Annotated in this window: 10 protein-coding genes; 6 read left to right on the top strand and 4 right to left on the bottom strand. The window is 71.6% G+C overall.

The window, feature by feature from the left end; genetic code table 11:
* The first annotated feature begins 21 nt into the window (after positions 1–21).
* Both BMY89_RS09680 and BMY89_RS09675 read left to right on the top strand, forming a co-directional pair.
* A complete protein-coding gene (locus tag BMY89_RS09680; RefSeq protein ID WP_092378238.1) occupies positions 22–669 on the top strand; it encodes an SIMPL domain-containing protein in 648 nt (215 codons plus the stop codon).
* Complete coding sequence (locus BMY89_RS09675) at positions 669–1,316, top strand: nucleoside/nucleotide kinase family protein (RefSeq protein ID WP_092378235.1); 648 nt, start codon at positions 669–671, stop codon at positions 1,314–1,316. The genes BMY89_RS09680 and BMY89_RS09675 overlap by 1 nt, the downstream gene beginning before the upstream one ends.
* On the opposite strand, the gene BMY89_RS09670 is transcribed toward BMY89_RS09675, so the two are convergent.
* On the bottom strand, positions 1,293–3,923 hold the full coding sequence (locus BMY89_RS09670; RefSeq protein ID WP_092378232.1) for a hypothetical protein: 2,631 nt from the start codon (positions 3,921–3,923) through the stop codon (positions 1,293–1,295). The genes BMY89_RS09675 and BMY89_RS09670 overlap by 24 nt on opposite strands.
* A 103-nt stretch (positions 3,924–4,026) precedes the next feature.
* The gene (locus BMY89_RS09665) at positions 4,027–4,584 is read right to left on the bottom strand and encodes a sugar O-acetyltransferase (RefSeq protein ID WP_092378230.1); all 558 of its coding nucleotides are present in this window, start codon (positions 4,582–4,584) and stop codon (positions 4,027–4,029) included.
* A gap of 182 nt (positions 4,585–4,766) precedes the next feature.
* Between BMY89_RS09665 and BMY89_RS09660 the strand changes: the two genes are divergently transcribed.
* Positions 4,767–8,063 carry a S8 family serine peptidase gene (locus tag BMY89_RS09660; protein ID WP_232521206.1) on the top strand — a complete coding sequence of 1,099 codons (3,297 nt, stop codon included), beginning with the start codon at positions 4,767–4,769 and terminating at the stop codon, positions 8,061–8,063.
* Between the two features lie 106 nt (positions 8,064–8,169).
* Here the strand turns inward: BMY89_RS09660 and dapD are convergent, their stop codons facing one another.
* A complete protein-coding gene (gene dapD, locus BMY89_RS09655) occupies positions 8,170–9,129 on the bottom strand; it encodes a 2,3,4,5-tetrahydropyridine-2,6-dicarboxylate N-succinyltransferase (RefSeq protein WP_092378224.1) in 960 nt (319 codons plus the stop codon).
* Positions 9,130–9,257: 128 nt separating this feature from the next.
* Here dapD and dapE point away from each other — a divergent pair, with 128 nt between their 5' ends.
* A complete protein-coding gene (gene dapE / locus BMY89_RS09650; protein ID WP_092378221.1) occupies positions 9,258–10,331 on the top strand; it encodes a succinyl-diaminopimelate desuccinylase in 1,074 nt (357 codons plus the stop codon).
* Positions 10,332–10,374: 43 nt separating this feature from the next.
* Here the strand turns inward: dapE and BMY89_RS30310 are convergent, their stop codons facing one another.
* On the bottom strand, positions 10,375–10,527 hold the full coding sequence (locus BMY89_RS30310) for a hypothetical protein (RefSeq protein ID WP_170147621.1): 153 nt from the start codon (positions 10,525–10,527) through the stop codon (positions 10,375–10,377).
* Between the two features lie 137 nt (positions 10,528–10,664).
* Here BMY89_RS30310 and BMY89_RS09645 point away from each other — a divergent pair, with 137 nt between their 5' ends.
* Together BMY89_RS09645 and BMY89_RS09640 are read left to right on the top strand one after the other, a co-directional pair.
* Entirely contained in the window at positions 10,665–11,504 is an 840-nt protein-coding gene (locus BMY89_RS09645) for an LOG family protein (protein WP_092378218.1), read from the top strand.
* Between the two features lie 3 nt (positions 11,505–11,507).
* Positions 11,508–12,053: an LOG family protein gene (locus BMY89_RS09640; RefSeq protein ID WP_092378215.1), complete on the top strand. Its 546-nt coding sequence runs from the start codon at positions 11,508–11,510 to the stop codon at positions 12,051–12,053.
* Positions 12,054–12,127: the final 74 nt, after the last annotated feature.

Here is a 12,127-nt window from a genome sequence, read left to right as displayed (position 1 = left end):
GCGCGCCAGTAGGGTGAGGGCATGGTGGACGGACCGGTGGTGACCGTACGGGGCGAGGCGTACCGCGAGGTCGCCCCGGAGCTCGCCCAGTTCACGGTGACCGCGCTGGCCCGTGACCGGGAGCGGGAGCCGACGCTGACCCGGTTGGCCGAGCGGGCCGCCGCGATCCGGGTGCTGCTCGACTCGTGCGGGCCGACGATCGACCGCCGGGAGACCGGCGAGCTGCGGGTGCGGCCGGAGACGCGGCGCTCCGCCGAGCGGGTGGTGGCCTGGCACGGCTCCGTGGTCACCACCGTGACGGTCACCGATTTCGTCGCGCTCGGTGAGGTGATGCTGCGGCTGGCCGACCAGGACCAGGTCGAGGTGGCCGGGCCGTGGTGGTCGCTGCGCCCTGACAGCCCGGTCCACCGGCAGGCCCGGCACGCCGCGATCAGCGACGCGTTGCAGCGGGCCCGCGAGTACGCCGAGGCGCTTGGTGCCCAGGTCACCGACCTTGTCGAGTTGGCCGACGAGGGTGGCACCGCACAGCCGATGATGGCGCGGATGGCGTTCGACGCGGGTGGGGCGGAGATCGCCGGACCGCCGCAGTTGGAGTTCGATCCGCAGCCGCAGGGGGTGCACGCGGCCGTGCGGGCCCGGTTCGTCATCAGCCGACCGGTGCTGACCTGATGCCCGACGCACAGGTGCTGCCCGTCGATGCCCTGCTGGAGCGGGCCCGCGCGCTCGCCGACGCCGGCCCGCGCCAGTTGCTCGGCATCACCGGCGCACCGGGGGCCGGCAAGTCGACGCTGGCCGCGCAGGTGGTCGAGGCGGTCGGTCCGGCCGCCCGGCTGGTGCCGATGGACGGCTTTCACCTCGCCCAGGCCGAACTGCTTCGGCTCGGCCGATCAGACCGTAAGGGCGCGATCGACACCTTCGACGCCAACGGCTACGTCTCGCTGCTGCGTCGGTTGCGGCGCAAGGAGCCGACCTCGGTCTGGGCGCCGGAGTTCCGCCGGGATCTGGAGGAGCCGATCGCCGGGGCGATCGAGGTGCCACCGGAGGTCCGGTTGGTGGTGACCGAGGGCAACTATCTGATGATCCCGGACTGGCCCTGGGACGAGCTGCGGGCGCTGCTGCACGAGGTGTGGTTCCTGGACCTCGACGCCGACCTGCGGCGGCACCGGTTGGTCGCCCGACACCTCGCCCACGGACGGTCGGAGCAGGATGCCCGGGCCTGGGCGTTGGGCAGCGACGAGACCAATGCGGCGGTGGTGGCGGGTACCGCCGGCCGTGCCGACCTGGTGGTACGCCTAGCTGAGCCCCCGCCGGGGTGACGGGACCGCCCGCCGGAGCAGCCACGCCACCCGGGATCGTTCCCGATGGAACTCGGCCGCCTCGGGATAGCCGCTGTGGCTACGGATCGGTGGGTCGGCCACCTCGCCGTCGCTCGGGTGCAGCGCCTCGGGGTCGGTGACCGCGATGTCGCGTTCCCCGGCGGTGACCGGCCAGCCGAGCGGGTCGGTGTCCCGCCAGAAGTTCGTCCACCTGGTCCCCCCCGCCGGGCGGGTCAGCGCCTCGGTCAGTACCGGCAGCCGGTCCGGACCGAAGTAGGCGGGGAAGATCCGCCCGTAGAGGCGGGTCAGCTGGCATCCGTAGGAGAAGAACCAGACCCGTCGCCGCCATCGGCTGGGCAGTTGGAGGATGACGGCCGTGCAGATCACCGTGCCCTGGCTGTGTCCGGAGAGGATGATGCCGTCCATCCGTCTGGGGTCGTGTTCGGTCAGTGCGAGCAGGCCGGCGGTTCGGGTCAGCAGTTCGGGGACGGCCCGCTCGGCGTAGCTCGGCGGGGCGAGCGGGTGCGCGGCGCGGGGCCAGAACGTTCCCACGTCCCAGACCACCCCGACCGACCGCCGGACGGTGTCGTTGCGGTAGACCAGCAGACCGACGGCGGCGACCGCCACCGGCAGCCAACCGAGCAGCGAGTCGCCGACGTCGGCGACGGCCTTGACCACGGCGGCGGTTCCGCCTGTGGTAATCATCTGCGGGCGGGCGGAGGAGAGCACGGCCACGCAGCCGAGGCCGGCGAGGACGGTCATCGTGCCGGCGTACCAGCCGGTCAGGCGGAGCGCGTGTTCACCGACCAGCCGATGCAACGCCTGGTGGGTGCTGACGTCCCGGCCCCGGCGCAGGTCGTGCGCGGACAGCCGCCCGCCGCGGGCTCTCAGTTCGGCGTACTCCTCACGACGAAGTCGGTGGTAGAGCACGACGGCGCGCAGGGCGACCAGGACGAGCAGCAGCAGCGCGACACCGAAGCTCAGCCCGGCCCAGGTAACCGGGGTCGGCGGGACGACCGGGGATCGGCCGCTGGGCGTGGCGTCGCCGTTGAGCCGGTCGGCGACCCAGTAGAGCACTCCCGTGCTGTACGCGAGGCAGAGCAGCCAGCCGAAGCCGGCGATGACGGCTGGTGCCCGGCCCTGCCAGGCCAGGTCGGTGTGCGGTTCCAGCGGTTGTTTCACGGCGGTGGGCCGGGTCCGGGGCAGCAGCAGGCCGGCCGCGGCGAGGGCCAGCAGCGGCAGGGTGAGCTGCCACATCGCCAGCGGTGCCGGCGGGGCGGCGGGCAGCCAGCCGTGGCACCAGGCGGCGCCGACGGCGATCAGCACGGTGGCGACGGCGGGGGTGGCACCGCCACGCCGCCCGGAGCGGGCGGTCGCCCCGATCGCGATGAGCAGCAGCAGTTGGCCGGTGCCCAGCCAGGCGATGATCCGGTCGAAGCCGGGTAGTGACCGGTCCGCCAGGCAGCCGGGCAGAGCCGGGTCGTCGCCGCAGCCCGCGGGTGGGCGTAGCTGGGCAAGCGGGGCACCGGCGGCCCCTTCGGGCAGCATCAGCACCGCGACGGTGCCGGCCACGCCGAGGCCGGTGAGGACGATGACCGCGATGCTCCACGGGCCGAGTGGGGTGGCCCCGTCGCGCCGGGTCAGGAAGGGCCGACCGATGGCGACGAGCGTGATCAGCAGGACGACGACCATCGCCGCCACGGCGGACCAGGCGACGACGGCCCGTGCCCCGTGCGGGGGGTCCAGCACCGCGACCGTACCCAGTGGGACGGCCACCGCCACCACCGTTGCCGTGCAGAGGTGCAGCACGGCCGCGCGGCGCAACTGTCCCTCGCCCCACCAGAACGTCGGGTCCTGCAGTGGGTTGGTGGGTGGGCCGGACGATGGTTCGGGTGCGGGCGGCGCATCCTGCACCGGTTGGCTGGTCGGCACGTCGACGTCGACCGGTGCCGGCATGCCGCGTCCCGGTGGATTCGTCGTCGGGTCGGCGGGCATCACCGACTCGTACTGGTACGTCCGCCAGGTGACCACGCCGAGCACCGCGATCAGGGCGAGCGGCACGGCCAGGCCGACAGCGAGCGCCCGCCCGCCCTGCTGCCACCAGGGGCTGGCGAGGAGTTCCCACGGCCCGGGGATGCGGCGCAGGCAGCTCTCGTCCACGCACTGCCAGCCGATGAGGTCGACGCCGACGCCGGTCAGCGCGAGCACGGGCGTGGCGGTCAGGGTCAGGCAGAAGAGCCGGATCAGCCAGGCGGTGATCCCCGAACGGCTGGCCAGCCGTTCGGTGTTGGGGTCGGGCGGTATCCCGGGCCGGGCGTGCAGCGCCACGTTGGCCAGGGTGAAGGGCAGCAGCAGCGTCCACATGGCCCGCTCCACGTCGCGGGCGGTCCGCGCGCCGGAGGTCAACTGCCCCCAGCTGTACGCCTCGACGACGATCGGGTCGAGGGGGGCGGTGGTGGCGGAGCGGTAGAAGCCGGTGACCGGGCCGCCGGCCACCAGCCGTGGCTGGGGTGTTTCGCCGCCCGGCTCCGTGGTCAGGCCGAGGGCATCGGCGGGCGGCGTGTTCGACACTCCGTGTACGCGAAGTTCGAGGATCCGACCGCTCATGGCAAGCCTCCTGGTAATGCCCGTATCACCCAGAGTGCCTGACATGCTGGGTCGAGCGCCACTCGCCGAGGAGGTGTTTGCGCAGGTAGGAGCCCTCTTGTGGTCAGTCGAGCTGGCGTACCGGGCGAGCTGGGTTGCCGACTGCGACGACGTTGGCGGGCAGATCCCGGGTCACCACGGCGCCGGCGCCGACAACCGTGTTCTCACCCACGGTGACTCCGGCGAGGATGATCGCGCCGCCGCCCAGCCAGACGTTGTCCCCGATGGTGATGGGTCGTGCCGCCTCCCACTTGGCCCGGCGCGGCTCCGGCTCCACCGGGTGGGTCGGAGTGAGCAGTTGTACGTTGGGGCCGACTTGCACGTCGGCGCCGAGCGTGATCGGCGCGACGTCGAGGAATACCCCGTGGTAGTTGACGAAGCTGCGGGGTCCGATCCGGATGTTGTAGCCGTAGTCGCAGTAGAACGGCGGGCGGATGCCGGTCTCATCGCCGAGTTCGCTCAGTAGCTCGCGCAACGCGGCCCGGCGGTCCTCGTGGTCGTCGACGCCGCTGGTGTTGACCCGCTCCATCAGCCGTAGCGCGCGGAGGTGGTCGGCGATGAGTTCCGGGTCGTCGGCGAGGTACGGCTCGCCGGCCAGCATGCGTTCCTTCATCGATCTCATCCGTCTGAGGATGCCGTCTCCGGCCGCGACGAGGAATCAACTTCGTCGAATTCTTGACTCCTGTTTGCATACTCGGTATGCAATGCTGACGGGTGTCGATGTGTGTCCCTCATCGACATAGACGCTCCAGCAAGGAGGATCAGTTGCGACGAAAGAGCAGACTGACCGCTATCGGACTCGTGATGGGTCTGGTGCTCGGCGTACCGGCGGCGGCGACGGCCGCACCGTCCCGGCCGACGGCGGCACCGTCGGCCCATCTCACGGCCGGGCAGCCGACGACCGACGGCCAAACGAGCACCGTCACCCTGATCACCGGTGATCGGGTCACGGTCACCACGGCCGGCGCGGCGAGCGTGCGCCCGGCCGAAGGACGTTCCGGCGTCCGCTTCCTCACCCAGCGGATGGGGGACCACCTCTGGGTGGTGCCGCAGGACGCGCTGCCGCTGATCCGCGACGGCCGGGTCGACCGCCGGCTATTCGACGTGGCCGGGTTGATCGCCGCTGGCTACGACGACGCGCACCGCGACGACCTGCCCCTGCTGATGACGTACGGGTCGACGGCGCGACGAGCCGGAGCACCCGACGGGGTGACCGTCACCCGTGACCTGACGGCCATCGGCGGTGTCGCCGCGACGGCCGACAAACAGCGGGCCGGCCAGGTCTGGGCCGCTCTCGCCGGTAGCGGCGGTGCCCGGTTCGACGCGGCGGGGGGTGTCGAGCGGATCTGGCTCGACGGTCGGCGACAGTTGACGCTGGAGCACAGCGTGCCGCAGATCGGCGCGCCCGCCGCGCACCAGGCCGGCTACACCGGCCAGGGGATACGCGTGGCGGTACTGGACACCGGTGTCGACGCCGCGCATCCCGACCTGGTAGGTCGGGTCGCCGAAGCGCAGAACTTCACCGAGGAGACCAACCCGGGCGACATCGTCGGGCACGGCACCCACGTGGCCTCGATCATCGCCGGCAGCGGCGCCGCCTCGGATGGCAGTTACCGAGGAGTGGCGCCCGACGCGACCCTGCTCTCCGGCAAGGTCTGCGAGGAGTACGGCTGCACCGAGTCGGCCATCCTGGCCGGGATGCAGTGGGCGGCCGGCGACGCGGGGGCCGACGTGGTCAACCTGAGCCTGGGCGGGACGGACACCCCCGAGGTCGACCCGCTGGAGGAGGCGGTGAACACACTCACCGCGCAGACCGGGGCGCTCTTCGTGATCTCGGCCGGCAACGCCGGCCGGGCCGGCACGGTCGGTTCACCGGCCAGCGCGGACGCCGCACTCGCGGTCGGCGCGGTCGACCGGGACGACGAACTCGCCTACTTCTCCAGCCAGGGTCCGCGGGTCGGCGACGACGCGCTCAAGCCGGAGATCACCGCCCCGGGGGTGGAGATCGTCGCGGCTCGGGGGCAGGGCACGCTGCTCGGCGACCCGGTCGGAGAGCAGTACGTCTCGCTCTCCGGCACCTCGATGTCGGCGCCGCACGTCGCCGGGGCGGCGGCGTTGCTCGCCCAACAGCGTGGCGACGCGACGGCGGAGCAGCTCAAGAGCACCCTGATGGCCTCGGCACAGCCACACCCGGAGCTGACCGCGTACCAGCAGGGGGCCGGCCGGGTCGACGTGGCGCGGGCGATCACCCAGTCGTTGATCAGCGAGCCGGCGAGCATCTCGTTCGGCCGTGCGCTCTGGCCGCACGACGACGACGAGCCGATCACCCGGGAGCTGACCTGGCGCAACACCGGTGCGACCCCGCTCACCCTGGACCTCACCGTCGAGGCCACCGGGCCCGGCGGCGAACCGGCCCCGGCCGGGATGTTCGAGTTGAGCACGCAGCGCGTCGTGGTGCCCGCGGGTGGCACGGCCTCGGCCTCGGCCACCACCGACACCAGCGTCGACGGACCGGACGGTCACTACACCGGTCGGATCGTCGCCCGTGCCGGCGACACGGTGGTCAACACCCCGCTGGCCGTCAACAAGGAGGTGGAGAGCTACACGCTGACCATCCGCCACCTGGACCGCGCAGGCACCGCGCCGGTGGACTACGCCACCTTCCTGATCGGGCTCGCCGACTTCAGCGACATCTTCGTGTACGACCCGGACGGCACCGCCGAGGTGCGCGTGCCCAAGGGCCGGTACGGGCTGGCCAGCTACCTGCTCGAATCGGACGAGGAGGGCATGACGCTGCTGGCCCAACCCGAACTGGTGGTCGAGAGGGACACCGAGATCACGATCGACGGGCGCACGGCGGGGTCGGTCCGGATGTCGGTGCCGGACCGGTCGGCGAAGCTGGCGATGGTCGCCGTCGACGCGACCTTCCTGGTCGAGGAGATCGGCTCTTCCAGCTTCGGCGTGGTAGGCGACGACTTCAGCGGCCTGTACACCGGGCAACTCGGTCGGCCGACTACGGCGGACCGGTTCCTCGCCACGATGACCAGCCAGTTCGCCGACCGGGAGGCTGCCAGCAGCCCGTACTTCTACGGCCTGGCCGAGACCTTCCCGGGCCGGCTGCCCAACGGGCTGACGAAGCACTACCGGAGCAGTGACCTGGCCACCGTCACGCAGACGTTCCGGGACGGCTACCCGGACACCCTCGCCGAGCGACTGGTCTACGCCGTCTTCGAGCCGGATCTCGGCGGCTGGGCGGCCATACTGCCCGTCACGGTGCCGGGGCAACGGGTCGAGTACTACAACACCAGGGCGGTGCGCTGGAGCACCGAACTGGCGTTCGGCACGCCGACCGACGACGGGCCGTGGCTGGACCTGGTGGCCGTGCTGTGGTCGGATCCGACCGCGTACCGGGCCGGCCGGAAGTACCAGGACACCTGGAGCGGCGCGCCGTACGGACCGTCGTTCCCGGCGCCGCGCTGGCCGGGCGAGGGGCTGACCCGGCAGGGTGACGTGATCACTCTGGCGATACCGATGCACGGGGACGCGGCGGGGCACGTCGGCGCCTCGTTGGCGGACAGCTCACGCACCGCCCTGTACCGCAACGGCAAGCTGGTCGAGGAGATCCCGGAGCATGGCTGGGGGCAGTTCGAGGTGCCCGCCGGTCCCGCCACGTACCGGCTGGAGACGTCGGCGAAGCGCAGCTTCACCGACCTGAGCACCGAGATCGCCACCACCTGGACCTTCCGGTCCCGGCATGCGCGGGGCGACGACCCGGTGGTGCTGCCCGCCTCGGCGATCAGGTTCGCGCCGCAGTTGGACGCGCGGAACACGGCTCCGGCGGGCCGGTCCTTCGTGATTCCGGTCGCGGTGCCGCGCCAGCCGGGCGCCCCGGCGGCGAAGATCGCGTCGCTCACCGTCGAGGTCTCCTACGACGGTGGGAAGCGCTGGAGGACCGCCAAGGTGCGCAAGGCCGGCGGCGGCTGGCAGGCGACCGTGCAGCACCCGCGGACCGACGGTCACGTCTCGCTGCGGGCCAGTGCCCGGGACACCAGTGGCAACACGGTGACTCAACGGATCATCCAGGCGTACCGCCTGCGGTGAGCCGTGGTGGTGGTCCCGGCCCTCTGCCGGGACCACCACCGGAGACGGGCGTCAAGAAGGGCCCCTTCCTACGCGCGAGGCGTTAGGAAGGGGCCCTTCCTCCCGGTCAGTCGTTGGCGTGCAGGGCGGCGTTCAGCTCGATGCCCCGGCCGGTACGCGGCCGGGCCTCCAGCGCACCGGTGACCGAGTTGCGCCAGAAGAGCAGCCCGTCCACGCCGGACAGTTCGCGGGCCTTGACCACCCGGCCGTCCGGCAGGCTGATCTTCGAGGCGGCGGTGATGTAGCAGCCCGCCTCGACCACGCAGTCGTCGCCGAGCGAGATGCCCACGCCGGCGTTCGCGCCGATCAGGCTGCGTTCGCCGACGCGTACCTTGGCGGTGCCGCCGCCGGAGAGGGTGCCCATGATCGAGGCGCCACCACCGACGTCGGAGCCGTCGCCCACCACCACGCCCTGCACGATCCGGCCCTCGACCATGGAGGTGCCCAGCGTGCCGGCGTTGAAGTTCACGAAGCCCTCGTGCATCACCGTGGTGCCGGCGGCGAGGTACGCGCCGAGGCGGACCCGGTCGGCGTCGGCGATCCGTACTCCCGAGGGGACCACGTAGTCGGTCATCCGGGGGAACTTGTCCACCCCGTACACGCCCAGGTGGCGGCCGGCGGCCCGCTCGATGACGCGCAACTCGTCCACCCGCTCCGGCGGGCACGGGCCGGCGGAGGTCCACGCGACGTTGGCGAGCTTGCCGAAGATGCCGTCGAGGTTGATCTCGTTGGGTCGCACCAGGCGGTGGGAGAGCAGGTGCAGCCGCAGGTACGCGTCGGCCGCGTCCTTGATCGGATCGTCCAGCGAACCGATGACGGTGACCACCTGGACGGTACGCAGACCCGGCAGCGCCCGGTCGCCGATCGCGCCTGGCGGGAGGTCCAGCACGTCGGCCTCGTCCTCGCCGGCGATCAACGGCAGCTCGCCCAGGCCCAGCTTGCCGGTCGGGTACCAGGTGTCGAGCACCTGGTCGTCGCCGGTGACGGTGGCCAGGCCGATGCCCCACGCGGATTGTGTGGACGTCACTTACTCACCTCTCGATCCCATGTGGGCTTGCTGCTGCTCGCGACTGCGGGGCTCGCAAGCTCACTCCTCGCGTTTCGCCGACGGGCTCGCGTCTCGCGGTCGCCGGTTGTGACGGTACCGTGCGGACCATGGAGAACCCGCTTACCCCCGAGGTCCTCGCCGATCCGGTGGCGTTGACCCGCGCGCTGGTCGACATCGAGTCCGTGTCCCTCAACGAGAAGGCCATCGCCGACTGCGTCGAGGAGGTCCTGCGGGTGGTGCCGCACCTGGCCACCTATCGGCACGGCAACACGGTGATGGCCCGTACCGACCTGGGCCGGTCCTCCCGGGTGGTGTTGGCCGGGCACCTGGACACGGTTCCGCTGAACAACAACTTCCCGTCGACGCTGCGCGGCGACCTGATGTACGGCTGCGGCACCTCGGACATGAAGTCCGGGGTCGCCTTCGCGCTGCACCTCGCGGCGACCCTGCCTGATCCGCGCTACGACGTCACGTACTTCTTCTACGAGGCAGAGGAGATCGAGTCCAGGTACAACGGGCTGCACCTGGTGGCCGAGGCGCACCCCGAGTGGCTGACGGCCGACTTCGCGCTGCTGCTCGAACCGACGTACGGCATCGTGGAGGCCGGCTGCCAGGGGACCATGCGGGCGACGGTGGTTACCACCGGGGTCCGGGCCCACTCCGCCCGTTCCTGGCACGGGGTCAACGCGGTGCACGGTGCCGGCGAGGTGCTGCGTCGGCTGTCGACGTACCAGGCGCGGCGGGTGACCATCGACGGGTGCGAGTACCGCGAGGGGATGAACGCGGTGCGGATCAACGGTGGGGTGGCCGGCAACGTGGTGCCGGACCGGTGTGAGATCGAGGTCAACTACCGCTTCGCGCCGGACCGTACGCCGGCCGAGGCCGAGGCGCATCTGCGCGAGGTTCTCGCGGGCTACGAGCTGGTGGTGACCGACTCCGCGCCAGGTGCCCTGCCCGGGCTGGAGGCCGCGGCTGCCCGCGAGTTCCTGGCGGCGGTGGGTGCCGCGCCGATCGGCAAGCTGGGTTGGACCGATGTGGCCCGGTTCGCCGCGATGGGGATCCCCGCGCTGAACTTCGGCCCAGGTGATCCGAACCTGGCCCACCACCCGGACGAGCACGTCGAGATCGGCAAGATCCGTGACGGCGCTGCCACCCTGCACCGCTGGCTCGCCCCGGCCTGAGGACGCCGCTCGGTCTCGCCTGGTCGGCTGCCGGCGAGCTGGGTCAGACGGTGCTCAGCTGGGGGTCGGCGCTGGGCTCGACGGGTGGCTCGGGTGGTTTCTCGAGCAGACGGGTGCGGCGGCGCTCGGCCACCACGTCGCTGATGCGCCGCTGCATCTGGCGCCGTATCCGGAGCCGTTCGTTGTTGTTGATCACGCTGTCTCCTCCCCCGAAGCCGCGCGCCGGGGCATACCCGGTATGTGAATAGTAAGACGTACGGGAAAGCGATTTGGTTGCACAAGATCACGAAGTGTTTGCCGAGTTCTCCGGCCGGACTCCACTACGGTTGCTCCATGACCCAGAGCAACCGCCGCGAACCAGGACAGGAGCGGCACCGCGGCGCCGTCACATTTCGTCGCCAGTCGATCACTTCCAGCACTGCCGACCAGGGGTTGTTGGACTCGCGGGCGCGCGCCGACTGGAAGACCAAGGACGCCTGGCGGGCGCTGCGCATCCTCTCCGAGTTCGTCGAGGGCTTCGACACCCTCGCCGACCTGCCACCGGCGGTCAGCGTCTTCGGCTCGGCGCGTAGCAAGCCGGACAGCCCGGAGTGCCAGCTCGCCGAGGCGTTGGGCGCGGCGCTGGCCCGAGCCGGGTACGCGGTGATCACCGGCGGCGGGCCCGGCGTGATGGAGGCGGCCAACCGGGGAGCGAGCGAGGCGGGCGGCAAGTCCGTCGGCCTCGGCATCGAGCTCCCCTTCGAGCAGGGCATCAACGACTGGGTCGACCTGGCCATCGACTTCCGGTACTTCTTCGCCCGCAAGACCATGTTCGTCAAGTACGCGCAGGCGTTCGTGGTGCTGCCCGGCGGCTTCGGCACCATGGACGAACTCTTCGAGGCGCTCACCCTGGTGCAGACCGGCAAGGTCACCCGGTTCCCGGTGGTGCTGATGGGCGCGGAGTACTGGCAGGGCCTGCTCGACTGGCTGCGCGACACGATGGCAGCGGAAGGGAAGATCGGCCCGGTCGACCTGGAGCTGATCTGCGTCACCGACGACGTCGCGGCGGCGGTGCGGCACATCGTGGAGGCCGAGGCGGCGATCAACGCCGAGCAGGAGGCGGTACGCGAGGAAGCCGTCGCCCGGACGGCCGCCGACCAGCAGGCCGCGGCCGACGAGTCCACGGAGCGCTGAGCGGTGGCCGCGATCTGTGTCTTCTGTGCCTCCTCCCGGACCCTCGACCAGCGCTGGCTCGACCTGGCCGCCGCCACCGGCGCGGAGATCGCCCGGCGCGGGCACACGCTGGTCAGCGGTGGCGGCTGCGTCGGGATGATGGGCGCACTGGTCAACGGCGCTCGATCGGCGGGCGGGCGTACGGTCGGCGTCATCCCGCAGGTGCTTGTCGACCTGGAGGTCGCCGACGTGGCCTCCGACGAGCTGCTCGTGACCGACTCGATGGCCAGTCGGAAGATTGTCATGATCGAGAAGTCGGACGCCTTCCTCACCCTGCCCGGTGGGCTCGGCACCCTCGACGAGCTCTTCGAGGTCTGGACCACCGCCACGCTGGCCCTGCACCACAAGCCCATGGTGCTGGTGGATACCGACGGCTTCTACGGTCCGCTGCTGGACTGGTTGCGGAATCTGACCGACCAGACCTTCCTCAAGCCCGCCGGCTTCGACCTGCTCCGGCTGGCCGACACCGTTCCGAGCGCCCTCGACGTCATCGAGTCCCACCTCACCTGACCGCCTGGTGGACCCGCCGGGCCGCGCCCTCGGCACGAGCCGAAGCTGGCCACCAGGCGTACGCGCGCTGTCCC

This window comes from Micromonospora phaseoli, from assembly GCF_900109115.1.
In the GTDB taxonomy this organism is placed as follows: domain Bacteria; phylum Actinomycetota; class Actinomycetes; order Mycobacteriales; family Micromonosporaceae; genus Micromonospora; species Micromonospora phaseoli.
The sequence above is the reverse complement of the archived record's forward strand: the minus strand, read 5'-3'. Positions and strand labels throughout refer to the sequence as shown.

Coding starts and splice junctions, on each gene's coding strand:
- BMY89_RS09660 (WP_232521206.1), top strand. CDS start 4,767: ATGGGTCTGGTGCTCGGCGTACCGGCGGCGGCGACGGCCGCACCGTCC.
- BMY89_RS09645 (WP_092378218.1), top strand. CDS start 10,665: ATGACCCAGAGCAACCGCCGCGAACCAGGACAGGAGCGGCACCGCGGC.
- BMY89_RS09665 (WP_092378230.1), bottom strand. CDS start 4,584: ATGAGATCGATGAAGGAACGCATGCTGGCCGGCGAGCCGTACCTCGCC.
- BMY89_RS09675 (WP_092378235.1), top strand. CDS start 669: ATGCCCGACGCACAGGTGCTGCCCGTCGATGCCCTGCTGGAGCGGGCC.
- dapE (WP_092378221.1), top strand. CDS start 9,258: ATGGAGAACCCGCTTACCCCCGAGGTCCTCGCCGATCCGGTGGCGTTG.
- BMY89_RS09680 (WP_092378238.1), top strand. CDS start 22: ATGGTGGACGGACCGGTGGTGACCGTACGGGGCGAGGCGTACCGCGAG.
- BMY89_RS09670 (WP_092378232.1), bottom strand. CDS start 3,923: ATGAGCGGTCGGATCCTCGAACTTCGCGTACACGGAGTGTCGAACACG.